The organism is Brevundimonas sp. TWP3-1-2b1 (genome assembly GCF_049896165.1).
GTDB classification, from domain to species: Bacteria; Pseudomonadota; Alphaproteobacteria; order Caulobacterales; family Caulobacteraceae; genus Brevundimonas; species Brevundimonas subvibrioides_B.
The window spans coordinates 25,669-48,537 of sequence record NZ_JAFCTT010000019.1; the positions used below are offsets into that span (position 1 = coordinate 25,669).

Consider the following 22,869-nt stretch of genomic DNA (forward strand, 5'->3'; position numbering starts at 1 on the left):
GGCTTGGGGAGGGTTTGGTCGATCAGTAGGCCGCGCTCAGGCGAACCCCGTACATGCGGGGCGCATCGTAGCTCTGGTTCAGGCCCCGCGATCCGAAGGTGGCCCGGTTCAACGTGACCTCGTCGCCCACGTTGTTGGCGAAGACATCGACGCGATACTTCTCGCTGGCATCGACCCAACTGACGCGGAGATCGACTTTGGCGAAGGCGTCCTGAAGGTCCAGCGAGGTGTTGGTGTCGGTTAGGTAGTAGGCGTCCGAATACAGCAACGTCGCCGAGGGTGTGATGACCGACCCATCCCCCAGCACAAAGTCGTATCCCACCTGTCCCGTTAGCTTGATGCTGGGGCTATAGGGCACGTCGTTGCCGGAGTAGTTCAGGAAGCCCGTGTAGTTCGAGGGGGCTGGGACGTTGCGATAGTCGTCGTACTGGGCCTCCATCAGGGTTGCCGAGAAGGCGATGTTCAGATTGTCGATCGGCACGGCCTGAACCTCGATTTCCAGCCCCTGGCTATGCGCCTTTGCGGCATTCAGGATCACCGAGGTGGTCGTGGTGCCGGTCCCGGTGACGATCAGGAACTGGTTCTGGACCTGCAGGTCTTCGAATTCGTTGCGATAGGCCGACAGGTTGATCTGGAGCCGGTCGTCCCAGAACCGGTTCTTGGACCCGACCTCATAGGCCGTGACCGTTTCCGGTCCGAAGGCCCCCGGCAGGGCTGGATTGGTGAAGAAGCCGGAGTTGAAGCCGCCCGAGCGGAAGCCGGTCGAAACGGTGGCGTACAGCATGTTGCCGGTAGCCAGATGGTATTCGGCGTTGGCGCGCCAGGTCGTCTCGCTGAAGGTAAAGTCGAATTCCTGACCCGTCGGGGTGACGGAGGTCAGGCGCTGGGTGCCATTGGTGGTGGCGTTGGCGCGGCGGATGACCTTCTGGTCTTCAGTGTAGCGCACGCCACCCGTGATCCGCAGGCGGTCCGGGATGAGCCAGTAGGACGCCTGACCAAATACGGCATTGGAGGTCGTCTCGGGTAGGCCTGCCGCGAAGGCGCAGCCGGCTGTGTTGCGCGCCAGCGTCGGACAGCTGGAGAAGAACGAGGCCGTCACGTCTTCGTTGAAGTAGAAATAGCCCGCAATCCAGTCCAGCCGGCCCTCGCCGTTGGAGGCGATCTGCAGCTCCTGGCTGAAGCTTTCGAGCACATCCTCCTGCGCGTCCACGGCGCCCAGCCGCAGCGAGAAGTCGTTGTCGGCGTTACGGAACACCGAGAAATCCGTATGGCCGGTGATCGAGCGGACGATCACCGGGCCGAAATCGTAAGAGACGTTGGCGCTCCAGGCATCCTGCTCGAGATCCTGCACCAGCCTGGTGTCGCCGCCGTAAAACAGCGGATCGGGGTTGATCGGAATACCCTCGACCAGAGGCTGGCCGGTGCGGGGAATATCGTAGCGCAGCAGATACGGCCGGCCGTTCAGGTCGAACGCGCCCGTTGTCGGGTTCACGAAGATGCCGCCGACCCGATAGCCGAAGGCCGCACCGCCGGTGCCTTGTTCGGTCCAGTGACTGTAGCGAAGGACGGCCTCGAACTGCGGTGTCGGCGCGAAGCGGACGCCGACACGGGCATAGCTGGTGTCCCGGGTGAAGATATCGAGATCGGAGGTGACGCCCTTCACATAGCCGTCCATCGTCTCGCGCAGGGCCGCGATCCGGAACGACAGCATGTCGTTGACCGGGACGTTCACGAATCCTTCGACCGACTGGCGGTCGAAGCTGCCGAGCGTCAAGCTGGCCCCGGCGTCGAAGTCCGGACCCGGCTCATTGGTGGCGATGGCAATGTTGCCGCCGAAGGTGTTGCGTCCATACAGGGTGCCCTGGGGCCCGCGCTGGATCTCGACCCGCGCCACGTCGACGAACGGCTCGTTCGCCTGGGAGGCGCGGCTGCGGTAAACGTTGTCGGTGAAGTAGCCGATCGACGGATCACCCGAGACGCCGACGTTTTCGGTCCGGACGCCGCGGATGGCCGGGCGGGCGTCCGATCCGGACTTGCCGAAGGTGAAGCCGGGCGTCAGGATCTCGACGCGCGACAGATCGCGGATGTCGTTGTCCCGCAAGGTTTCGGACGTCAGTGCGGTCACCGCGACCGGCACGTCCTGCAGGTTCTCGGCCCGCCGCTGCGCCGTCACGACGATGTCGTCGACGGCCGAGGCTTGGTCGCCCGTTTGAGAGGGGCGCGCGGTCTGGGCCAGGGCGGGATGACCCGCCGCCAAGGTCAGAACCGCGATCGAAACGCCCGCCAAACCGTACTTGTTCGCCATTGTTCTAACCCCCATTGCCGTCCGTCTCCGGATCACAGAATTAAAGACTGCATTCGAATGCTTGTCTTGTCCACGGGTTTTGCATTCGAATGCAGAGAGCGTGTCGCAAAAGAAGCACAGTGTAGGGTGCAAGCCCGGAATTAGAGGCGCGGCGTCCAGCCGCGACGCTGCCCAGCCGCGCGACCCGCACCATCTGTGCGGTACAGGGTGGCGGCCTCATCGACGACGACCAGCCCGTTGAATGCAATCGGGACAGGTCGACCCTTGGTCGCTTCGCCTTCCAGCCGCGTCAAGCCGACGACCCGCCCGCCCATCGACGCGGCGCGCAACACCACGGGTCTGAACCGGGCAAGATCCAGCCCCGGCCAGTCGCCCACGGCAGTCGCCAGGTCGTTGCGGTGCTCGGGGCGAAGGTCGGGGTGATCAGCGGGTTCGAACCGCGCCGATCCGCCTGCCTGATTCAGGTCCGGGTCGATCGGAATGTTCAGTACCGAGGGCGGATCGAGCGTTTCCTGTTCGCCCAGGATCCACAACCTCTGCACCAGGCCCCGGCCAATATCCGCAACGACCGCGTGGTCCGCATCCATCCAGAGGCCCAGGCGATCGGTTTCGATATCCAGATCGGCGACCGCCAGAGAGGGTCTCAGCGCCGCCAGAAGCCCGCCGATCGCCTCACGTCCATAGACCTGTCCGCCCCGGCCCTCGAACCGACAGGTCTGGAGGACGGGGGGGCCTTCGCCGTGCAGCAATGTGCCCAGGACCGTCATGCGCCGAGGCCTCCGGCCAGCTGACGCAGCAGGGCCAGTTCGTCGAATACGGTGACGTCCTCGACCACCCTGCCGTCCCTCACTCGATAGTGGCTGACGCCCAGGATCAGCAGGTCGCGTCCGGTCGCCCGGCCATGGACGCCACCCCGAACATGGCGGCCCGCCAACGACCAGCGCAGGGCGACGGCGATGTCATCGTCGGGCAGGCCGGTCGCGGCCCAGTGGTCGATGACCAGACGGGGGGCTTCGAGTTGGGCGGTCACCTGGTTCATCGCTCCGATCCAGCCGCCGCGCCCGAACCACCGCCGCCCCGAGGGCCAGACGCCCTCGACCGCCACGGACAGACCCTCGGCCGCGCGACCCAGGTCGCCCTCATTTACGGCGGTGGTCAGCATGGCTGTCAGCGGCATCGCCGGGTGGTCATCCGGCACGGCATCGACAAGCCCACGGCCCGAGCGGACCCGTTCGATTTCGAGACCGCGCCAGGCGTGAACCTCCGGGTCCAGGGCCTGATCCGCCTCGGCCTGGGCACGCGCCACAGTCCACGGGTCGAGGCCGAGCTGGCGCGCGAGCTGAGCATTGTCGCGGACCAGCCACTCCTCGACGATCCGGTTCTCGCGCACCATACAGTCGGCGATGGTCGTGACCTGAGCGCGCAGCCCGGTCGCGGGCCCGAAGGCGTCGTCGCCCAGATGGGTCATCAGGCTGACGATGCGGTGCGAGGTGTGAAACAGTCCGGGTGCGTCCTCGCTCCAGATCACATCCTCGCCGATCAGGCAGCGGTCGGGAAAGGCCGCCAGTGTCGCCAAGGTATTGGCGACGACGGCCTCCACCCCCCGCACCGGCCCGGCCAGGGTATGGATGCGGCAGTCCGCACCATAGTGCGAGCGGCATAGCCCGACGTTCTTCTCTTCCCAGATCCGGTGGGTGCAGCGGATGATGTAATCGACGATGTCGCTGTAGTCCGGGTCGAATCCGGTCAGCGCCTGGCGGAGCGGGTGTGGGCTCAGCAGATCCTCGATCGACCGTCCGGCCGGGGAGGGGGCATGGGGATCAGCGTTCCAGGTCACGAGGAGGTCCGGTCAAGAGGTGGCCTCGTCGAGGAGTTCCGCCGGCTGAGGCGCATTGCCCGCCCGCGTCACGAACAGGTCGGCCCCGGTCCGCGAGCTCATGCGGCGGACCGCCCCGACGGGGATGGTCACTGTGTCGCCCGGCGCCAGATGCGCATGCTCGCCCTCGACCTCAAGCTCCAGCCCGCCAGCATGCACGAAGATGACCTCGGCGTCCTGGCGCCTGAGCGCCGGCGTTCGCGAATCGGGCGCCAGGCGCACGCGCCGGCAGACGAAGCCATGTGACCAGGCCAGCGGCGACGCGGGCGCGGGCTCCGACAGGTTCGCCTCGCCCAGAACCGTCTGCTCGACCACGCCGGCGGGCGCGCCCGGCACCGTACCTAGCCGGAATCCGCCCCGCACCACGACGGTCCCGAGCGTCGTGGTGTCGATCTGTCGGACGATGCGCTCCAGCGCCGCGCGAGTCTCGGGCTGAACCACGGGATCGTCTTTGGGCACGGAGTGACGGGAAAGGGTATCGATCAGTCGGCCGCTTTCCAGAAGCACCAGACCATGACCGCGCGCATTTTCAAGCACATCAGGGGCCCAGACGACCCGGCCCGGATCGTCGCCGCCCAGGACGGCGTAAAGAAAGCCGGGCTCGGCGCCGACGTTTTCGAACCCGCGAAATACATGCACGGGGATGGAAATGGTGTCACCTGGCTCCATCACCACCTCGCCCTCATCGGCATGCTCGCCGGTCCGAAACGCCCAGCGCCCCGAGTGCACGAAGAAGACCTCGGCCGTCTCATGGAAATGCTGGGAGTTCAGGCAACCCGGCGGCTGACGCGCGCCGCCGATGTTGAACCCATGGGGTTCGGTGATGTGGACGTGCTGGTCCGGATTTTCCGCCACCCCGGGACCGATGATTGTGAAGTTTTCCTTCGCGTCCGAGCCCGGGGTCCGGGCATCGATGAAGGCGGTGGTACAGGGAATGAGATCGCCGTACCGTACGATACGGCTCTCGAGCCGCTGATTATCTGCACGCATGGACATCTGCGTATTGAACGACTTTTGCATTCGAATGCAAGCGTTGGTGACGGTCGGGCCCGACGGCCCGCCATTTATCGGGTGCGGGTCGATGGTGTTGTCAGTCAGCGAACTGGCGGAGCCGTTTCGCGGAATGGGGCTTAGGCGCAAAGCGGGCAGGGCGAACGGCCGGCGCGGGAGGGGGTAGGGGGCGTCTACTCAGGCACAGGGCAGCATTGACAAGGTGCTGTCAGTCCAACGCTAAAACGTCTCCTTTTATGACGGCCTAAGCCGCTGTTGGAGATGATATTTCGTGAAGCCGATTTCGTTCAAGCGCCACCGGTTTCCGGCAGATGTTATCCGCCATGCCGTCTGGCTGTACTTTCGTTTCAGCCTCAGTTTTCGTGACGTCAAGGAACTGATGGCAGCCCGCGGTGTGGACGTCAGCTACGAGACGATCCGGTGCTGGACCATCAAGTTCGGCCCCTTGATCGCCCGGCGGCTGAAGAAGCGGCGAGGAGCCCCGTCGCCGCGCTGGCACCTGGACGAGATGGTCTGCTGGATCGGCGGCAAGCGGATGTATCTTGACGTGACCCCCGTTTCTCATCCAGCCATAACGAGAGTCCTTGGGTGATCTGAACTGGTGTTGGTGGGGTTGGCAATAGGCCGGTCTGAGCAGCCATCAACCAGCGCAGCAGGCCGGCCGATGTGTCCGGTGAGCGCCTTGGCATAGGCCTCGGGCGTCAGCCATCCCAGCTTCGAGTGCGGCCGGGTTTCGTTGTAGTCGCGCCGCCAGGCGTCCAGCACGACGCGGGCGTGCGGCAGGGAGCGGAACAGCGTCTCGTTCAACAGCTCGTCGCGCAGGCGACCGTTGAAGCTCTCGTTGAAGCCGTCCGGCACAGGCTGGAGAGATCGACGACAGCCAGTATGCGACCGAACACTCGCTCGTCCAGCAACGCTATTATATTCTGGCGTGTCTCGTCTACGGGTCCAACCCCGAGGGCTGTGAATCGGCGTCGAAATCGGACCCCATCGAAAGGCAGCCTAGGCGGTTGAATTCGCGATATAAAAACACGTTGGCTCGCATACTGACTGACGTCTGTCGGGACCCCGTCTCGCCCCCAGATATCAAGCTCATTCAATATGTTATTTCATACCGGGTGGGGTCCCGCCTTGTACGCCGATCAACACTGCGGGGCCAGGCAAACGACGCCTGGGCGGCAGCGACCCGGGCTGCCTGAAGCGGGAAGTGGAGGGGCGTTTTCGGCTCGGTCAACTTAACGTGTCAGTTCCGCCGCGCCTCATACCCTATTTAACAGCGAAGTTGATATTTAACATTGCTGATGTTAAATACGCCGTGTGATGTTAAACGCTGTGCCCCCTTCAAAGCGCGAAGCCCTCCCGCAGGCTGCGGAGGCCTACGCACGGGATGCGTTCGGCCTGCGCTTGGGTCTGCACGATCTTGCGCCCTCCGCCTTGCCCCATTTCCTTGGCGACCGTTACCGCTTCTGGGAGGGAGATTTGTTCGGTCGCCGGGCCGTCTTCATGGCAACCGAGGACAGGACCTTCGGACGGATCGCCGATTTCATCAAACATCGCGAGATCGTGCAGCAAAGGTTGAACGCAACGCTCGTCGTCCTGCTGCTCGAAGCGCTGCCTCAGGCTCTGCGTCGTCGACTGATGTCCGAACACATCGCCTTCTTGTCTCCCGGTGCGCAGCTCTACGTCCCGGAGGCCTTGGTCGATCTGCGCGAGTCGCCGGTCGGTAAGATCATCGCGCCGCCGGATCATCTGTCGCCTACAGCCCAGGTTATAGTCTTGGGCGCCCTGCTCGGCGAACCGGTAGACGACACCAGCCTCACCTCGCTCGCGGACCGTTTTGAGGTCGCTATCATGAGCATGAGCCGCGCCTTGGATGAGCTAGAGGCGCTCGGCCTGGCTGAACCACGACGCATCGGGCGGCAACGTCGGCTGCAATTCGCCTTGAAGCGCCACGACCTGTGGCGGGCCGCAGAAGCCCGACTTCAGTCTCCAGTCCGCAAGCTGCGGCTCGTAAAGGGCCCGCTGCCTCCCGCTGACTTTCCGCTCGCCGGCGAAAGCGCACTAGCCCGCGAAACCATGCTGGCCGCACCAAAGGTTGAACGCCGAGCCGCTCCCGCTTCGGCATGGAAGCGCATCGTTCGTTATCTCGATCTGCAGCTGGCCTGGACGTACGACGACGACCGGACAGAGGTGGAAACATGGAGCTACGATCCGCGAGTACTGGCGGGCCCCGAGCCGGTTGTCGACGCCTTGTCCCTCTATCTCAGCCTCCGGCACGAGCCGAACGAACGCGTTAGCCAAGCTGCAGAACAGTTGCTGGAGCGGTTTCCATGGTGATCGGCGTCGATCGCTTCCGCGAGCATTTCGCAGGGCACGATCATCAGTACGTACTGATCGGCGGTGCAGCCTGCGAACTCATCATGGACGAAGCCGGTTTGGACTTTCGCGTGACCAAGGACCTCGACATTGTCCTGATCATTGAGGCGCTCGATCCGGCCTTTTCCGAGCGATTCATGGCCTTTATTGACGCTGGCGGATATGAGGTGCGCGAGCGCAGCGAGGGCGATCGCATTCTGTACCGGTTCCAGAAGCCGGCAACGGACGACTTCCCCGCCATGCTTGAACTGTTTTCCAACCGGCCCGACGGCCTGCCGGCTGTCGAGGGCAGCACGTTGACCCGCCTCCCGATCGGTGAAGCTGCCGCCAGCCTGTCAGCCATTTTGCTGGACGAGGACTATTACGCCTTCCTCAAGACTATGGTCCGCACCCTGGACGGGATCCCGGTGCTGGACGAAGCTGGCATCATTCCCTTCAAGGCCCGCGCCTGGCTAGACCTCAGCCAGCGCCGGAAGGCCGGTGAAAAGATCGACGGCAAAGACATCGCCAAACATCGCCGCGACGTCGTCCGCCTATTGCAGGTTATCGCCATGGACGCCGTGTATGATCTGCCACCCACCGTCCGCGCAGACATGGTCGTCTTCCTGGACGCTCTCGAGGCTGACGAAGCGTTTGATCCGAAGCAATTCGAGGTCCCCATGACGCGCGCCGTCGCAGTGGACCGTCTACGCGCGGCTTACGCTCTCTAGGCTCAGGACTCATTGGTCATAGCCAGAAGATGACGGTTGCGGCGATGGCGATGGCGGACATGAAGGTGTGGGCGCATCGGTCGTAGCGGGTGTGGACACGTCGCCAGTCTTTGAGCCTGCCGAACATATTCTCGATCCTGTGGCGTTGGCGATAGAGGGTTCGGTCGTGGTCGATCTGGACCTTTCTGTTGGCCTTTGAAGGGATGCACGGGGTGATGCCCCGCTGGATCAGGGCGGCCCGGAACCAGTCGGCGTCGTAGCCCCGGTCGCCCAGCAAGGCCTTGGCTTTGGGCAGGGCGTCGATCATCAGGGCGGCTCCCTTGTAGTCGCTCATCTGGCCTTCGGAGCGCAACAGGACCAACGGACGCCCCTGGCCGTCGCACACGGCGTGGAGCTTGGAGTTCAGCCCCCCTTTGGTTCGCCCGATACGTCGGGGAACAGCCCCTTTTTGAGCAGGCTCGCTGCGGTCCGATGGGCCTTCAGATGGGTGGCGTCGATCATCAATCGCTCGGGCCGGGGCCCCTTGGCGGACAGTTCAGCGAAGATCCGGTTGAACACGCCCAACCGGCTCCAGCGGATGAACCGGTTGTAGATCGTCTTGTGCGGCCCGTAGTCCCTGGGCGCATCACGCCAGCGCAGGCCGTTGCGGATCACGAAGATGATGCCACTCAGCACCCGTTTGTCGTCCACCCGCGCAATACCGTGCGAGAGCGGGAAATACGGCTCGATCCGCCGCATCTGCTTGTCCGTCAGCCAGAAAAGATCACTCATGACAGGCTCCTCCTGCCTCCAGTGAATCAGATCAAAGCCCCGCCGGGAATCCCTTTAATGGGTCCTGAACCTGAATCTAGACGGGCAGGGGGCTTTTCAGCCGATGGAAGTTTCCCTGACAGTGCCAAGACCCGCAAGGGGTTCAGCTGTTCGCGGTCGGCGACGCTCAAACGGTCTTTCAGCCATGGGCCAGGGCCGAGGTGGTGATCGCGATCCGGCCGGCGCGTCCCGTGGCCTGCAGCAGGATCCGCGTCTCGCGTTCGAGCCGGACAGCCGACAGCACATTGGTCGCATAGGCCCCCGTGTCGACGCCTATGCGTCGGGCGTCGGAATGCACGGCCTCGCTGGGGGTGTGGCCGTGTACGATCACCTGTTCGAACAGACCGGCGTGGTCCAGGAACGGCTGACGGATCCACATCAGGTCCTCGGGCGACTGGGCCTGGAGCGCTACGCCCGGGCGGGCGCCGGCGTGGGCGAAGAAATAGTCGCCGATCAAGACCGAGGTCTCCAGCCGGGCGAGAACGGCGCGATGCGAGGCCGGCAGGGCCTGGCCGAGCGCCAGCGACGCCTCGGTCCAGGCCTCGATGTCGCCGCGCATCGGTGGCGGGTTGACGCCGTAGGAGACAAGCGCTTCGCGACCGCCGTAGTCGCACCAGGACGGGCCGATTTGCGGATCGTCGAGGAAGGCCTGCATCCGGTCTTCGTGATTGCCGCGCAGGAGACGGACCTCCAGCGCCGGATCAGCGGCTAGGTTGACCAGTTGATCCAGCACCCCTTTTGAATCCGGCCCGCGATCGACGTAGTCGCCGAGGAAGACCACCACCTTGCGCGAAGCCTGGGCGGCGTGGAGGTCGGCGAGAATGGCCTGGATCAGGCGGTCGGCCAGATCCGAACGCCCATGGATGTCGCCCACGGCCCAGACGACGCAGTCGGGCGGGGTGCGCGACACCGGCCGGGCGGATCGTTTGGGAAAGAGGCGCGACAGCATGGGAGGGTCGGGATCCTGTCTGGCGTGGTCGAACGGGTGGAAATGGGCACGCAACCTGGGACACCGTAATGGAGTCTGGCGCAAGACGGGGTGTTTTTCGATTTCCGATAAGACCTGATGTGCGCGCCAGGTTCGTTTCCCGGTGCGATCCGGCCCCCGGACCCTTCAGCCGCTCCCGGGCCTGCGAGGTCGGCCGGCGAACACCGGGCCTCGGACAGACGCCAGGACCGGCCGGTCCGGGATCCGGTCGACCGGGCTCGCGACCGGGCTTGCAAGGTCGAGGCCGTCCGGGGCCGGCTGCACGTTCGCAGAGGGCAGGGGAGACACCCGGACGCGCGACCTCGCCGGCGCGATCACCACCCAGGTCCGTCGATCGGGCCGCGCCGCGAGCGGCGGACGGGCCGGGAGGGGCTTGCCGTGATGGAGCCGGGTCCAGAAGCCGCGCGGCGGCGTCGGAATCCCAGCTGAGCGGCAGGCCTTGCCCAGGCCGACGTCGGAGACGCCGAGGTCTTGCGCCACCGTCCTCACCGGACGAGACCAGACCTGCTCGTACAAGGCCTCGCGGGTCAGGACGTGGTAAACCACCTCAGAGCGTCCGCAGGGTCGAGGCCCCGAGTTCTTTCGCATCAGAACAAACCATTGCGTCGCCCAGAGGCGCCGCCCGGGATGTTCTGCGGTCCAGCGACCGGATGACGGCGAAGTCGACGTCCGGGGAGGTTCGCACATGGTGCCTGAGGCTCTCCACCAGGCCTGGCGCCAGCGCCGCGAGAATGCCGACACCGTCGGCCATGAGGTCCAGCAGGGAGGCACTGCGCCCGGTGAGGCCCTGGGCCAGTTCGATCAGGACACCGAAGGCCAGGGCGGCCAGGGCCAGGTCGGTCCTCCGCCATTGGGGGGCAATGGCGAACAGGCCCAGGGTCACGCCGAAGAAGGCGATGGCATGCGCCGCCTCGTCGCTCAGATGAAAGACGCGCTCCAGACCCTGGAAGGGACCAAGCAGAAGCCCGGTCAACCCGATCAGCGCGAAGACGGACGCGATGCGGAGAGCCTTGACGGTCTGGCGGGGCGTGGACACGGTTGACGGCTCCGGAATGGCGATCCCGAACCTTGGGCCGAGGACCGCCAAGAGGCCGTGAACAGACAGGGTTCCTGATGGATTAAGCCCGGTCCCGGTGCCGACCCGGTCGGCCTCAGGCGAGGGTGAAACGGTCCGATCCAGACACGCCGCAGCGGCGCACAGTGTCAGGGCCCCAGACCCAGACCCAGACCCGGACCCAGACCCAAACCCAGGCCCGGACCTAGACTCAGGCCCAGACACGACGTGAGGGTGGAGCGTGCTAACCGGTGCCGGCGCGTCCCGCAGGCTCTTGTCCGCCTTGGCGGCGGCCGCGTCGCCACATTGGCGCACATCATTACGGGCAGAAGGCATCGGTGCGCCCCGGATCCTTGCAGGGAGGTCCTGAATGAGGCGCTTGGCGGCTCGCGCGCCAGTCGGACCTAGGGTCGCCGATTGTCCGACCAGTGACGGTGGCTCAGTAGGCGTTGACCTTGGCCAGGAGCAGCGGAATCGTCCGGACGATGATGCCCAGGTCACCGGGGAAGCTCCAGTGGAGGGCATAGAGGACATCGGCATCGACCCGCCGCGCCATGCAGGCCAGTTCGCGGATCTCGCCGCGGAGGCCCTGGACCTGGGCCAGTCCCGTCAGGCCCGGACGCACGGCAAAACGCTCGGCGTAGTGCGGGATGAGGCTGCCATAGAGGATGTCGTGCTCGACTGCGTGGGGTCTGGGACCCACCAGGGCCATGTCGCCCTTGATCACATTGAGCAGCTGGGGGATCTCATCCAGACTGGTTTCGCGAAGCGTGCGCCCAAGCCGGGTGACCCGGTCGTCGTTGCGCGAGGCGTGGCGGACGGAGGTGTCTTCACTTGCCATGCGCATGGTGCGGAATTTGTAGATGTTGAAAACTCGGCCATCCTTGCCTGTTCGGCGCTGGCGGAAAAGGATCGGGCCAGGGCTGTCCACAGCGACCAGCCCGGCGATGACGCCATAGGCCGGTAGCAGGATCAGAAGTGCGAGCGAGGCGACGACCAGGTCGAAGGCGCGCTTCAACCATGGGCACAGGCCGTTGCGCGCGACGCGCGGCCGCCATGAGGCGACGCCGTCGTCGTAGATGACTGCCGAGCTGGACGCCCGGGAGACAACCCCGTCAAACATGAAACACGCCCATCCAGCCCAGGAGCCCCCTGTTAAGAAACAGCTAACCTCATCAGGATTGCGCGCTGCAAGACCAATCCAGCGATCGAGTCAGGCGAACGCCGCTATGTCTCCCTAGCGCCACACTCCTGACGGGAACGGACGGTCGCCATTAACTGTGGGGTTTAGGTCGGTCTTAACGCGGCCGGGGCCATTCTTTCCAGGCTCAGGAGGACCGACCATGACCGCTTCCCTCGTCCCCGAACCCCATTTCCAGCCCCAGGACCTTGGATATGCAAGCAGGCCTGTCAGAACCGACGGGTCACGCCGCTTAGCCGGCCATGGTCTGGCGCTGCTGTTCTCATCCATCGCTTGGTCGACGCTCGCGGCGATCGCGGTGTTCGTCCTGTAGCGTCACGCGAGCAGCGGCCTAGAAGAAGCGCTCGCCGATGCGGATCGTGTCGCCGGGGGCGACCTGGGTGGCGGTCGACAGCGGATAGGCGACCTCGCCGACGCCGTCGGCGCGTTTGATATAGACCCGTCGTGTGTCGGCCCGATAGGTGAAGCCGCCGGCGGTCGCCACCGCATTCAGGACGGTCAGGTTGTTGGTGTAGGGATATTCGCCAGGGGTATTGACCTCGCCCAGGATATAGAAGGGCCGGTAGTTCAGAACCTCGGCGTTCACCCGGGGCTCGTTGATATAGCCCTCGCGCAGGGCGGCAGCGATATTCTCTTGCAGCTGCGAGATGGTCAGGCCCGCGGCCTGGATCTCGCCGATCAGGGGCAGGGAGATGCGACCCGAACCGCCGACCAGAAACTCCCCGGTCAGGGCTTCCTCGCCGAAGACGTTGACCCGTACCTTGTCCGCCGGTCCCAGCCGGTACTCGGGCACGACCCGCACCACTCCGTCGGATACGCCATTGGCGCCTGCCAGCCCCGGATCGACGGCAAGAGGGGCTTGGGCGCAACCTGCGAGGGCGAAGGTGAGGGCGAGGCCCACGAGCACGCCGCGGATCCAACTGGTCATGATAACTCTCCCCAAGAACGCTCCCTCTATCTAACCGACATCGGGCTTCACAATCCAGAGGCGTTGTCGACCGCCGCTCGGCTGGGCGCGGCGTCTGGAGCCACAAGACTGATTAACCTTAACAGTCCGAAAACCAGAACTGTCAATAACGTAGCAACGATGTCTCTAAAACTGATCTTACGACCTGTCGATCAAGATGTTCCAAGAACAAGGAACTATCATGTTCAACAGAAATATCAGAAATGCAGCGGCGCCTCTGGTCGGATTGGCCGCTTTGGCGCTCGGGGGCTATGCCCAGGCTGAGACGGCTTCGGCGCGATCCCACGGCCCCGCGATGGCGCTCGGCGATGCAGCGCTCCCGCCGATCGGCTTTCTGGACCTTTGCCAGCGTTTGCCCGCCGAATGCGCCGACGATCCGGCGGCGATTCCGGACCTGACTACGCTGAGGGCAGAGGCTAACAGGCGTTTCTGGCAGGACGCTTTCGCGCGTCGGCCAAACGCTCCGGCCGCCCTCGGCGATGCCCCACCGGCCTTCGACTGGTCCAGAGCCTTTGAGGTTTCGGCGCGCGCCCGGCGCTCGGCGGTTCCGGTTTCGGTGTCCCTGACGAACCGTGGGCCGGCCAGGTTGGCCCAAGCCGTCCAGGCGGCGGCTCCGTCTGCCGACGTCGCGGCCACCATGCTCGGTCCGGTGGCCCTGTCCCGGATCGACGCGTCGTCGGCTCCGAACAGATCCAGCACCCATTTGAGCCTGGGCCCACCCAGGCCCTTTCTGAACCTCGCACGCGGCCGAGGCGCGTCAGGCTTCGCGGCGGCCTCCCGCCGCCACGCCATCGTGACCTCTCCCGTAGACGGGCAGGGAACCCTGGCCGCCGGGGACGTCGCGGTCGCCGCGCTCGACACGGGAGCAGCCCCTATGGTCGAGACCCTGGCCTCGGCCGCCGGCGATGATGTCATGGCCGCCGACGACGGCGTCATGGCGGCCGCCATCCCGGCCATCGAGACCCCGGCCGCGCCCGGCGTCGCGACCGAGCCCTTAACCTCGATGTCGACGTCGACCTCGGTCCCGGATCTGGGCCAGGCGACATTCGCGCTGGATCGGTCGGGATGGACCCTGGTCAACGGCGTCAACCGCCGCGTCAACCGCCAGATCCGGCGGATGGCCGACGACCGACAGTATGGCCAGGCCGACTACTGGGCTCGACCCGAGGGGCCGCGCGCCCGCGGCGACTGTGAGGACTATGTACTGGCCAAGCGGCGCGCACTGATCGCGGCGGGTGTCCCGGCGGCCGCGCTTTCCATCGCCATCGTAGAGACCGGCTGGGGTGAAACCCATGCCGTTCTTCTGCTCGCCTCGGATGAAGGCGAGTTTGTGCTCGACAATCTCACCCCCTGGGTCTCGCGCTGGGATCGGGTCAACTACACCTGGCGCGAACGCCAGCGCCCTGGCCACCCGTTTGACTGGGTCCGCGCCGCGATCTAGGCCGGGCGCCTCTATCTTTGGAGATCGCTCATGTCTGCGGCCCTGACCTACCGGATCCGTCTTTTGGCCGCGATCGCCCTGGCCCTGGCGACGCTCGCCGGTGGCGTCTCTCTGGCCGTGCCGCTGTCGATGCCGCTGGGGGGCTATCTGGGACCCGTGCCGCTGGCCGCGGTCAGCGAGGCGGAGGCCGAGCGCGCTGCCACCGCCCGACCGCCGCGCCTGGCGGAAGCGGAAGCGGCGACCCGGCGGACGCTGGAGGTTCGCCCGATGGATGCCGCCGCCTGGTCCCGGCTGGCCTGGATCGCGCGCGAGGAGGGGCGCACCCCAGCCATGCTGGACGCGCTCGACCGCAGCTATGCCGTGGCCCCCTACGGCCCCGAGGTCACGGCTTGGCGTCTTCGCTTCGCCTTCCAGAACTGGCCGAGCCTTACGCCCGAACTGCGCGGCCAGGCCCTGGGTGAACTGGCCGTGACCGCGCGGGACCGCCCGGGAGTGGCCGAAGCGGCTTCGCCCGACATCACGGATCCGGCTGGGCGGCTCGCCTTCACCCTCGGACGACGGTCGCCGGCTCCCGCATCGGACGAATCCTAGGCGCGAGAAACGGTGTGACGCACGTCAGAGTCACATCAAGAGCACATAAGCCGGAAGAAAACGCTGTTCGAGCTAAATCGCGGACCGCTGTCGTGTTTTGTTTCGCACCTGCACAGTGTAGAGCTTTTGAACAATTTCGAGGGATGCGCAATGCTGAAAGCTAGTTTCTTCGCCGCCGCCTGCCGCGCAGCCTTTGCGCTGGCCGCCCTGACGGCGGTGTCGGTCCCGCCCGCCCTTGCGATCGCCGCGGTCCAGGACGACGCGGTCAGTGCGCTCGCCGCCGACATTCAGGCCGCGATTCTCGCGAGCCAGGCGGACGCCGCCGCGGCCGGCCTGACCGGCGACGCGGCCGCCGAAGCCATCGAGACGGCCGTTCAGGCGGTCATAGCCGCCAGCGGCCAGAGCCCGGCCGTAGTCAACCAGGCGCTGTCCAGTGCCCGGGCCAACCTCGCCGCTTCCGGTCAGCTGTCGGCCGCCGCGTCCTCGGCTGTCGGCAGCGTCCAGTCGATCGTCACCGCCTCCAACACGCCGGGTGGGGCACCCGCTTCGGGGGGGCAGACGGGGGGCGCGCCGATCGGTGCGCCGTCGTCTTCGGGCGGCGGTGGCGGAGGCGGCTCGGACTATCGTCCGGTCACCTGATCGCTTCGCGACCGAACTGAGACCGAATTCAAGCTGCCGGGGGATCGGCGGACAGGGGACCTATGTCGAAAATGAACGCCCGCCTGACCTGTGTGCTGGTTATGGGAGCAGCTATCCCCGCAGGCGCGGCGATGGCGCAGTCAACCACGGGTTCCCTGGCCCAGGCCCAGAGCCAGTCGGGCGATCTGTTCGCGCGCGACCGTGTGGTGGCCGTGCGCGACCGGCCTCGGCCAGATTATGAGGCCTTGGGCGTCCCGGTCGGGACATTCATGGCCTACCCCCGCCTGCAGGCCGATGCGGAATACAATGACAATATCTTCGCCGTCTCCAATGGGGCCGACGGCGACTGGATCGTCCGGCTGAAGCCGGAGATCAGCCTGGAATCCGGCTGGTCGCGCCATGCGCTTGCCGCCTACGCACGCGCCACGATTAGCCGTTATCAGGACTTTGACGGCGAGAACTCGGAAGATTACGGGTTCGGGGCCACGGGGCGTTTGGATGCCACGCGGGGCTCCAATGTCGCGGCAGGCGTTGACTACGCCAGGCTGACCGAGCCACGGACCTCTTCCAATGCGCCGGCCTCGACGCGCGAGCCTATCTCTTATGACATGTCCTCGGCCTATCTGGCGGGGACTAGGTCGAGTGGCCGGGTCAAGCTGTCAGCCCGCGCCGACAGCCGGGTCTATGACTACAAGGACGGGGTTACGCTCGGCGGTACCATCGTCGACCAGGACAATCGCGATCGCACGGTCTCCAGCCTGACAGGGCGCGGCGACTACGCCGTCAGCCCCGACACAGCGGTTTTCGTCCAGCTGACCGGCAACAGCCGCGACTATGACACGGCGACCTCCGCCCTGCTGCCGGCCCGCGATTCCGAAGGTTACGAGGCCTTGGTCGGCGCCAATTTCGAGGTCGGGGCCCTGTCGCGAGGCGAGATCGCCGTCGGCTACATCAGCCAGTCCTTCGACGAGGCGGCCTATGACGAGATCAGCGGTTTCGGAGCGCGGGCCCAGCTCGAGTGGTTCCCGACCCAGCTGACCACGGTCACCACCACGGCGTCGCGAACCATCGAGGATGCGGGGATCGCCGGAACCGGGGGTTATCTGTCCTCCGCCGTGGGGGTCCAGGTCGACCACGAGCTGATGCGCAACGTCCTGCTGAACGCCAACCTCACCCTGGCCAAGGATCAGTACGAGGGCATCGACCGCGACGACGACCGCCTGACTGCATCGGTCGGCGCGACCTACCTCCTGAACCGCGTGGTTGGCATCAGTGTTGCTGCGAGCCATTTCGAACAGTCCTCGACCGGGCGAGGCGGCGGCTCTGACTTCGACGTCAATCGCCTGAGCGTCTCGCTGGTCGCTCAGTACTAGCCTCTCCTGCCTCTCCAAGTGCGCGTAAGAACCTCATGAACCAGATGCCCGATTTCCGTCCCGACCAGGGCGAACGCCCCGCGACGCGCGACGGGGACGGGACCGAAGGCGTCGACCTCAATCGCCTGATCGCCCTGTTTCGGCGCAGGCTGCCGCTGTTCCTCGGCGTGGCCCTGACGGTCCTGGTGATCGCCGTGATCGTCACCGTGCGCGCCACTCCGCTCTATGCAGCGACCTCCAGCCTGACGATCAACACGCGTACGGAGACCGTCATTGACGCCACCGCGGTTTTGTCAGGCCTGTCGGCCGAGACCTCCGTGGTGGACACCGAGATTGAAATCCTGAAGTCCCGCCAGCTGGCCCAGCGAGTGGTCGAGACGCTGGACCTTCAGGAGGACCCGGAGTTCAACTTTGCGCTCGCCGCCCCTGGACCCCTCGAAGCCGTGGTTGGGGGTATCGGCCAGTTGTTCGGAGCTGCCGCACCCGATGCGGCGCGTGATCGTCTCACGGCGGTCCAGGCGCAGCGTGAGAAGGAAAAGGTGGTCAGCGCCGTGCTGAAGCGCCTCTCGGTGCGTCGCGCCGGCCTCACCTATGTGATGAACGTCGGCTTCACGTCGAAGGACCCGGTCAAGGCCTCGCGCATCGCCAACACCTTCGCCGAACGCTATCTGCTCGAGCAGCTGGAGGCCAAGTTTGACGCCACCCGTCAGGCCAACACCTGGCTCAACACGCGGCTGGGCGAGCTCCGGACCGAGGTCCAGGGAGCCGAGGCGGCGGTCGAACAATACCGCACCGCCAACAACCTGCTGAGCGCCTCGGGCGCGACCCTGACCGAGCAGGAGATCTCGGCCTACAACCAGCAACTCGCCACGGTGCGGGCCACACAGGCCGAGGCCGAGGCACGCCTGCGCACCGCACGGTCCCAGCTGGCGGCGGGCTCCAATGGCGAGGACGTGGGTGAAGCCCTGGGGTCTCAGGTGGTCCAGACCCTGCGGGCCCAACGCGCCGAGGTCTCGGGCCGGGTCGCAGATCTGAACAGCCGCTACGGCCCGCGCCACCCCGATATGCTACGCGCAGAGCGCGAGCTGGCCGACATCGACACTCAGATCCAGGCCGAGATCCGTCGAATCATCTCCAACCTGGAAGCTCAGGTCCAGGTCGCGCGCGAGCGGACCGGTTCAATGGCTGGAAGCCTCGGCAGCGCGCGGGGCACCCTGGCCGCCAACAACGCGGCCGGGGTTCGTCTGAACGAGCTCTCGCGCAATGCGGAATCCGTCCGCACCCTCTACCAGAGCTTCCTCGATCGCTTCAAAGAGACGACGGCGTCGGAAGGCATCGAGGAATCCGATGCGCGGATCGTGTCGCCGGCCGCCATCCCGACCGCGGCGAGCTCACCCAATGTTCCGCTCAACCTGGCCCTCGGTCTCGTCCTGGCCATCGGCGCAGGGTTCGCGGCCATGGTCCTGGCCATAATGCTCGACACCGGCGTGATCACCGGCGAGGATATCGAGCACAAGTTCAACCTGCCGCACCTCGGTTCCGTGCCGCTGCTGTCCTCGGTCGCCGATCCGCATGACCGGGATGACCTCCCGGCCGACTATATTGTCAAGAAACCGCTCTCCAGTTTTGCCGAGGCGGTGCGGGCCATGCGGGCCTCGATCCTGTTCTCGCGCATCGGCCATACGGTTCAGGTCATCACCCTGACGTCCGCCCTGCCGGGCGAGGGCAAGACGACCACGGCGCTTTGCCTGGCCCGCGCTGCGGCCCAGTCGGGCATGCGGGTGATCCTGGTCGACTGCGACCTGCGCCGGCGCAACGTCAATCGTCTGCTGGGTGTGGAGCCTGAGGTGGGCATGGTCGAGGTTCTGAACCGGACGGCCAGTCTTGAACAGGCGACCCTGACCGACGAGGTCTCCGGCGCGAGGATCCTGCCCCTGGCCAAGAACAGCTTCACCCCCAAGGATGTGTTCGGCACTGCCTCGATGGACGCGCTGCTGGCCCATCTGCGCGGCCAGTTCGACCTGGTCATCCTAGACACAGCTCCCGTACTGGCCGTGTCCGACACACGTCTGGTCGCCGCCAAGTCCGACGCGGTTGTCTTCCTAGCTCGCTGGCGCAAGACCCCCGAGAAGGCGATCGGCGCCGCGCTACGGGTGCTCGAGCAGTCCGGCGCCCATGTGGCGGGCATCGCCTTGACCCAGGTCGATATGAAGGCCCAGGCTCGCTATGGATACGGCGACGCCGGCTACTATTATGGCGAATACAAGAAATACTACGCGGCCTGATCGATGACAGCTTCGGCGACCTCAGGCCGCCGTCGGCGGGCCTCGTCCGGCTTCGGACCGGAAAGCAAGCCACGGCGTTCGCTCGCTCCCTTGACACGGCTAGGCCTGGTCGCTGTGCCGGTTATTCTGTTCCTGGCCCACCTGACCTTCGGAGCCAACCAGCCCGCCGCCGCCCTGTGGCTGACGGCGGTCCTCGCCCTCGGCCTGTGCGGCGTCCTGGCCTCTCCGCTCCGGACCGGCCTGCATGATCTGGGCCCAGTCCTGCCGCTCGTCAGCCTCTTCGCGATTGTGATCAGCGTTGGCCTCTGGACCCTGACGCCCTGGACTTCGGACGGCCCCCACCCGATTTGGGCCTGGGCCGGGATCGGTCCCGGTGCCCTCACTGTCGACAGAAGCGCGACCCTGCTCGAGATCGCTAAGCTACTCGGCCTGGCCGCCGCTTTTCTGGCCGGGGCACTGCAGGGGATCCGCCGCGACCGGGCCGCCGCGACGTTCGAGGGTCTGGTCTGGGCCGGCGGTGTCTACTCGGCCATCTCCCTTGTCACCTTCCTGAGCGGGGCCCAGATCGCCCAAGGGGGAGGGCGGCTGTCGGGCGGCTTCCTCAGCTTCAACAGCGGAGCGACCGTGTTCGGTGTCCTGACGGTCCTTGGCCTCGCCCTCTTCCTCCGTGCGTGGCGCCGTCAGCCCGGACCCAGCGTCTCCGAAAGGATTCCCGGCCTCTCCGCGCCATTCGCCTGTCTGGCCCTCTCCGCCGTCTGCCTGATCCTCACCGCCTCCCGCATGGGGGTGGTCGCCACCCTGGTTTCCGTCGGGGCCCTGTTGTTGTGGGAGTTGGCCTCGGAGAAGAAGGGCCGTCTGTCGATCGCCGTCGCGGGTGTCGTGCTGGTGGCGCTGGCTGCGGTCCTGCTCGCTGGCGGCAACACCCTACTTTGGACCCGCGTCGGCGGACTCGACGTCGATGTCGATATCCGTGGGCAGATCTTCGCCGCCCATTGGGAGGCCTTTCTGGCTTCGCCGCTGTTCGGTTACGGCCTTGGGTCCTTTGATCCGATCAATCTTCAGATCATGACCTCGGAGACCGCCACCGCCCTCTGGGCGATCCGAGCGACACATAATCTTTATCTGCAGTGGTTGCAGGAGGCGGGCCTGGTCGGGGCCATCCCGATGTTCGCCCTGGTCGCCTTCGTCGTTCTGACGGCCATCTTCCGCTCCGCCTCGGGCCGCGGTCGGACGCTGCAGCACGGATTAATCTGCGCCAACGGGGTCATCCTCATCCATGGCCTAACCGACTACGCCGTCCAGGTGCCGTCGATCGCGGCCTTCTGGGCCTTTCTCCTGGGGATTCAGTTCGCCTTCGGGCAGGGGAGGGGGTAAGGATGCTGCTTCCCTTCACCCCTTGCCAGAAGGCGCTTTGCGATGCCCATGCGGAACGATCGTTCGAATGCGCGCTGGCCTCCCGGTCCGCCGCCGACGCCGCGTCGGCCGCCGCTCTTGCTCATCAGTCTTGGCGCGGTCGCGGCCATCCTGGCTGTCGCCTTCAGTCTTCTGACGTGACACAGGAACGATCCCTCGCCCAGCGCGATCGGACGTTCCTGAACCGTGCGCTCCGCTTGAGGGGAGACGTCTCGTGAGCGCCAACCCTGACACCCTCATCGCGGTGTACCGGCCGACGAGTCAGCGCCGTCTCGCCCTGTTACTGGAAGCGATCACTCACACCCACTGGACGCCTGTCGTCGTCTGCATACTGTCCATCGTGTTCCTTCTCGGCGCGTGCAGCGCGGTCCTGGTCCAGGCGCGGCTGGCCGAAATCGCCCTGGCCCAGGCGACAGGCGGGGAGCCCGACGCCGTCCCGCTGATGCAGGGACCGGCCCTCACCGACTTCAGCCTCGCGCCTGAAGCGATCCGGCCGATCACCATGGACGAGGCGCGCGCCTTCAACGCCGCGCTTCCCTTCTCGAACCTGCCGGTCCAAGCCGCCCGGCCCTTCATCATGCCGGCCGACGACTTGGTGGACTACAGCCGCGCTCTCGATTGCCTGACGGCCGCCGTCTACTATGAGGCGGCGTCGGAGACCGGGCCCGGCCAGGCGGCCGTGGCCCAGGTGGTGATCAACAGGATGCGCCATCCGGCTTTCCCCAAGACCGTCTGCGGCGTCGTCTTCCAGGGACAGGAACGGACAACGGGCTGCCAGTTCAGCTTCACCTGCGACGGGGCCCTGACCCGAACGCCTTCGGTCGCCGGATGGCAGCGCGCGCGCGCCGCCGCCGGTGCGGCGCTGAATGGTCTGGTCGCGGCGGAGGTCGGAATGGCCACCCACTACCACACGGACTGGGTCGCGCCCTATTGGGCCGAGCGATTGGTCAAGCTCCGCCAGATCGGCACCCACATCTTTTATCGCTGGACAGGCGGCTGGGGACTTCCGCCCGCCTTCACCGGCGTCCATTCCGGGGAAGAGCCCGTGATCGGCAACCTCGCCGCACTCGCTACGCCTCTGGACGAGCCGCCACCACCGCTGGTCGAAATCGGGGTGGAGACTTTTGACCTGCGTCCACCGCTCCCGGTCGAGATCCCGGCGCCGCCGGCCGCTCTCGTGACAGCGGTGCCGGATCCCGACCTTGAGCCCGCTCCGCCCGTCGTGGCTTCCGCCCCGCCGCCTCCGCCCGCGATCCTCGCCAACCCTCTGGCTCCCCCAACCGCCTCTGCCGCACCCCGCCGGTCGCGGATCGCAGTCCCGCGCGACTAGGGCGGCCGCTTGCGCTTCGAGCCGCCGTTCCACCAAAGGGAGGGCTCATGGTTGGTCTCCGCTGGCGTCTGAGCGCCCGCTTGGGCCATGCGAGTCGATCAACCTTCAGACCGGTAGGTTGCTACATACGAATAGCCTTGCTGTATTGAATGCCGTGGCGACTGCGGAAGGCTTCACCTACCGCGCACACAACCGCCGGGTTCATCATCAAGCGAGCCGACGGGGATCGGGGGTAGGAGTTTCCGCTGATAACGTCCACGCGTGTGGTGCCGGGTGACCCGATAAGAACCCGGGAGCGCTTGTTCTGCGCGAGCTGTGTCCGAGAATGAGAGCGTGTCGACCATGTTCTAAACGCCTTTCCGCCTCAGTATTACTATCCGTCGCGATGGTTTGCGTCACGCGAAAGCCACAACCTGAGGAGACTTCTTAGCACGCCGCAGCAATTCGCTCGTCTAGCAAAGCTCGACTGCCTATAGTTGAGGATCGAGGGGGATTCTGT

Annotated in this window: 21 protein-coding genes and 2 pseudogenes; 12 read left to right on the top strand and 11 right to left on the bottom strand. The window is 65.9% G+C overall.

The features are described from left to right. Positions 1 to 22 precede the first annotated feature (22 nt). The 4 genes from ACP7AB_RS15320 to ACP7AB_RS15335 all read right to left on the bottom strand — a co-directional run bounded on the left by ACP7AB_RS15320 (position 23) and on the right by ACP7AB_RS15335 (position 5,171). Positions 23 to 2,305 (bottom strand): TonB-dependent receptor, encoded by a 2,283-nt coding sequence (locus ACP7AB_RS15320; protein ID WP_425992814.1) that lies wholly within the window; start codon positions 2,303 to 2,305, stop codon positions 23 to 25. Positions 2,306 to 2,445: 140 nt separating this feature from the next. After that, the gene (locus ACP7AB_RS15325; protein ID WP_425992816.1) at positions 2,446 to 3,072 is read right to left on the bottom strand and encodes a hypothetical protein; all 627 of its coding nucleotides are present in this window, start codon (positions 3,070 to 3,072) and stop codon (positions 2,446 to 2,448) included. Beyond that, positions 3,069 to 4,142: an ester cyclase gene (locus ACP7AB_RS15330; protein WP_425992818.1), complete on the bottom strand. Its 1,074-nt coding sequence runs from the start codon at positions 4,140 to 4,142 to the stop codon at positions 3,069 to 3,071. Before ACP7AB_RS15330 ends, ACP7AB_RS15325 begins: the two co-directional genes overlap by 4 nt. A gap of 12 nt (positions 4,143 to 4,154) precedes the next feature. Next, complete coding sequence (locus ACP7AB_RS15335; RefSeq protein ID WP_426046182.1) at positions 4,155 to 5,171, bottom strand: cupin domain-containing protein; 1,017 nt, start codon at positions 5,169 to 5,171, stop codon at positions 4,155 to 4,157. Between the two features lie 292 nt (positions 5,172 to 5,463). Here ACP7AB_RS15335 and ACP7AB_RS15340 point away from each other — a divergent pair. Further along, positions 5,464 to 5,736, top strand: a pseudogene (locus ACP7AB_RS15340) (IS6 family transposase); the annotation flags it as partial. Positions 5,737 to 5,881: 145 nt separating this feature from the next. On the opposite strand, the pseudogene ACP7AB_RS15345 reads toward ACP7AB_RS15340, so the two are convergent. Next, positions 5,882 to 6,038 (bottom strand): annotated as a pseudogene (locus ACP7AB_RS15345) (integrase core domain-containing protein); the annotation flags it as partial. A gap of 23 nt (positions 6,039 to 6,061) precedes the next feature. Between ACP7AB_RS15345 and ACP7AB_RS15350 the strand changes: the two are divergent. From ACP7AB_RS15350 to ACP7AB_RS15360, 3 genes are all read left to right on the top strand, one after another. Continuing rightward, positions 6,062 to 6,391, top strand: coding sequence for a DUF4344 domain-containing metallopeptidase (locus ACP7AB_RS15350; protein ID WP_425992875.1), 330 nt, complete (start codon positions 6,062 to 6,064; stop codon positions 6,389 to 6,391). 121 nt (positions 6,392 to 6,512) lie between these two features. Then, positions 6,513 to 7,529 (top strand): hypothetical protein, encoded by a 1,017-nt coding sequence (locus tag ACP7AB_RS15355; protein WP_425992821.1) that lies wholly within the window; start codon positions 6,513 to 6,515, stop codon positions 7,527 to 7,529. Then, entirely contained in the window at positions 7,523 to 8,278 is a 756-nt protein-coding gene (locus tag ACP7AB_RS15360) for a hypothetical protein (protein WP_425992823.1), read from the top strand. The genes ACP7AB_RS15355 and ACP7AB_RS15360 overlap by 7 nt, the downstream gene beginning before the upstream one ends. 16 nt (positions 8,279 to 8,294) lie before the next feature. On the opposite strand, the gene ACP7AB_RS15365 is transcribed toward ACP7AB_RS15360, so the two are convergent. The 5 genes from ACP7AB_RS15365 to ACP7AB_RS15385 form a co-directional block, all read right to left on the bottom strand. Then, a protein-coding gene (locus tag ACP7AB_RS15365; RefSeq protein WP_425992824.1) for an IS5 family transposase occupies positions 8,295 to 9,049 on the bottom strand; the annotation gives its coding sequence in 2 pieces (ribosomal slippage) (positions 8,295 to 8,716 and positions 8,716 to 9,049; 756 coding nt in all). A 178-nt stretch (positions 9,050 to 9,227) separates the two neighbouring features. Further along, positions 9,228 to 10,037: a metallophosphoesterase family protein gene (locus ACP7AB_RS15370; RefSeq protein WP_425992826.1), complete on the bottom strand. Its 810-nt coding sequence runs from the start codon at positions 10,035 to 10,037 to the stop codon at positions 9,228 to 9,230. 165 nt (positions 10,038 to 10,202) lie between these two features. Then, positions 10,203 to 10,622 carry a hypothetical protein gene (locus ACP7AB_RS15375; protein ID WP_425992828.1) on the bottom strand — a complete coding sequence of 140 codons (420 nt, stop codon included), beginning with the start codon at positions 10,620 to 10,622 and terminating at the stop codon, positions 10,203 to 10,205. A gap of 1 nt (position 10,623) precedes the next feature. Next, positions 10,624 to 11,112 carry a hypothetical protein gene (locus ACP7AB_RS15380; protein ID WP_425992830.1) on the bottom strand — a complete coding sequence of 163 codons (489 nt, stop codon included), beginning with the start codon at positions 11,110 to 11,112 and terminating at the stop codon, positions 10,624 to 10,626. Between the two features lie 457 nt (positions 11,113 to 11,569). Beyond that, positions 11,570 to 12,253, bottom strand: coding sequence for a sugar transferase (locus ACP7AB_RS15385; RefSeq protein ID WP_425992832.1), 684 nt, complete (start codon positions 12,251 to 12,253; stop codon positions 11,570 to 11,572). 220 nt (positions 12,254 to 12,473) lie between these two features. Here ACP7AB_RS15385 and ACP7AB_RS15390 point away from each other — a divergent pair, with 220 nt between their 5' ends. Continuing rightward, entirely contained in the window at positions 12,474 to 12,644 is a 171-nt protein-coding gene (locus ACP7AB_RS15390; RefSeq protein ID WP_425992834.1) for a hypothetical protein, read from the top strand. Positions 12,645 to 12,662: 18 nt separating this feature from the next. On the opposite strand, the gene ACP7AB_RS15395 is transcribed toward ACP7AB_RS15390, so the two are convergent. Further along, positions 12,663 to 13,259, bottom strand: coding sequence for a polysaccharide biosynthesis/export family protein (locus ACP7AB_RS15395; RefSeq protein ID WP_425992836.1), 597 nt, complete (start codon positions 13,257 to 13,259; stop codon positions 12,663 to 12,665). Positions 13,260 to 13,479: 220 nt separating this feature from the next. On the opposite strand from ACP7AB_RS15395, the gene ACP7AB_RS15400 reads away from it, so the two are divergent. The 7 genes from ACP7AB_RS15400 (at position 13,480) to ACP7AB_RS15430 (ending at position 22,370) form a co-directional block, all read left to right on the top strand. After that, entirely contained in the window at positions 13,480 to 14,739 is a 1,260-nt protein-coding gene (locus tag ACP7AB_RS15400) for a transglutaminase-like cysteine peptidase (RefSeq protein ID WP_425992838.1), read from the top strand. 30 nt (positions 14,740 to 14,769) lie between these two features. Further along, on the top strand, positions 14,770 to 15,330 hold the full coding sequence (locus ACP7AB_RS15405; RefSeq protein WP_425992840.1) for a hypothetical protein: 561 nt from the start codon (positions 14,770 to 14,772) through the stop codon (positions 15,328 to 15,330). Positions 15,331 to 15,480: 150 nt separating this feature from the next. Continuing rightward, a complete protein-coding gene (locus ACP7AB_RS15410; protein ID WP_425992842.1) occupies positions 15,481 to 15,969 on the top strand; it encodes a hypothetical protein in 489 nt (162 codons plus the stop codon). 62 nt (positions 15,970 to 16,031) lie between these two features. Continuing rightward, positions 16,032 to 17,342 (top strand): outer membrane beta-barrel protein, encoded by a 1,311-nt coding sequence (locus tag ACP7AB_RS15415; protein WP_426046183.1) that lies wholly within the window; start codon positions 16,032 to 16,034, stop codon positions 17,340 to 17,342. 44 nt (positions 17,343 to 17,386) lie between these two features. After that, complete coding sequence (locus ACP7AB_RS15420) at positions 17,387 to 19,627, top strand: GumC family protein (protein ID WP_425992877.1); 2,241 nt, start codon at positions 17,387 to 17,389, stop codon at positions 19,625 to 19,627. Between the two features lie 114 nt (positions 19,628 to 19,741). Next, positions 19,742 to 21,001 (top strand): O-antigen ligase family protein, encoded by a 1,260-nt coding sequence (locus ACP7AB_RS15425; protein WP_425992845.1) that lies wholly within the window; start codon positions 19,742 to 19,744, stop codon positions 20,999 to 21,001. 253 nt (positions 21,002 to 21,254) lie between these two features. After that, on the top strand, positions 21,255 to 22,370 hold the full coding sequence (locus tag ACP7AB_RS15430) for a cell wall hydrolase (protein WP_425992847.1): 1,116 nt from the start codon (positions 21,255 to 21,257) through the stop codon (positions 22,368 to 22,370). Positions 22,371 to 22,869 lie beyond the last annotated feature (499 nt).

Excerpts from the sequence above, each read along its gene's own strand:
- ACP7AB_RS15320 (WP_425992814.1), bottom strand. The coding sequence starts at position 2,305 with ATGGCGAACAAGTACGGTTTGGCGGGCGTTTCGATCGCGGTTCTGACC.
- ACP7AB_RS15325 (WP_425992816.1), bottom strand. The coding sequence starts at position 3,072 with ATGACGGTCCTGGGCACATTGCTGCACGGCGAAGGCCCCCCCGTCCTC.
- ACP7AB_RS15335 (WP_426046182.1), bottom strand. The coding sequence starts at position 5,171 with ATGCGTGCAGATAATCAGCGGCTCGAGAGCCGTATCGTACGGTACGGC.
- ACP7AB_RS15355 (WP_425992821.1), top strand. The coding sequence starts at position 6,513 with ATGTTAAACGCTGTGCCCCCTTCAAAGCGCGAAGCCCTCCCGCAGGCT.
- ACP7AB_RS15360 (WP_425992823.1), top strand. The coding sequence starts at position 7,523 with ATGGTGATCGGCGTCGATCGCTTCCGCGAGCATTTCGCAGGGCACGAT.
- ACP7AB_RS15370 (WP_425992826.1), bottom strand. The coding sequence starts at position 10,037 with ATGCTGTCGCGCCTCTTTCCCAAACGATCCGCCCGGCCGGTGTCGCGC.
- ACP7AB_RS15385 (WP_425992832.1), bottom strand. The coding sequence starts at position 12,253 with ATGTTTGACGGGGTTGTCTCCCGGGCGTCCAGCTCGGCAGTCATCTAC.
- ACP7AB_RS15390 (WP_425992834.1), top strand. The coding sequence starts at position 12,474 with ATGACCGCTTCCCTCGTCCCCGAACCCCATTTCCAGCCCCAGGACCTT.
- ACP7AB_RS15395 (WP_425992836.1), bottom strand. The coding sequence starts at position 13,259 with ATGACCAGTTGGATCCGCGGCGTGCTCGTGGGCCTCGCCCTCACCTTC.
- ACP7AB_RS15400 (WP_425992838.1), top strand. The coding sequence starts at position 13,480 with ATGTTCAACAGAAATATCAGAAATGCAGCGGCGCCTCTGGTCGGATTG.
- ACP7AB_RS15405 (WP_425992840.1), top strand. The coding sequence starts at position 14,770 with ATGTCTGCGGCCCTGACCTACCGGATCCGTCTTTTGGCCGCGATCGCC.
- ACP7AB_RS15410 (WP_425992842.1), top strand. The coding sequence starts at position 15,481 with ATGCTGAAAGCTAGTTTCTTCGCCGCCGCCTGCCGCGCAGCCTTTGCG.
- ACP7AB_RS15415 (WP_426046183.1), top strand. The coding sequence starts at position 16,032 with ATGTCGAAAATGAACGCCCGCCTGACCTGTGTGCTGGTTATGGGAGCA.
- ACP7AB_RS15420 (WP_425992877.1), top strand. The coding sequence starts at position 17,387 with ATGCCCGATTTCCGTCCCGACCAGGGCGAACGCCCCGCGACGCGCGAC.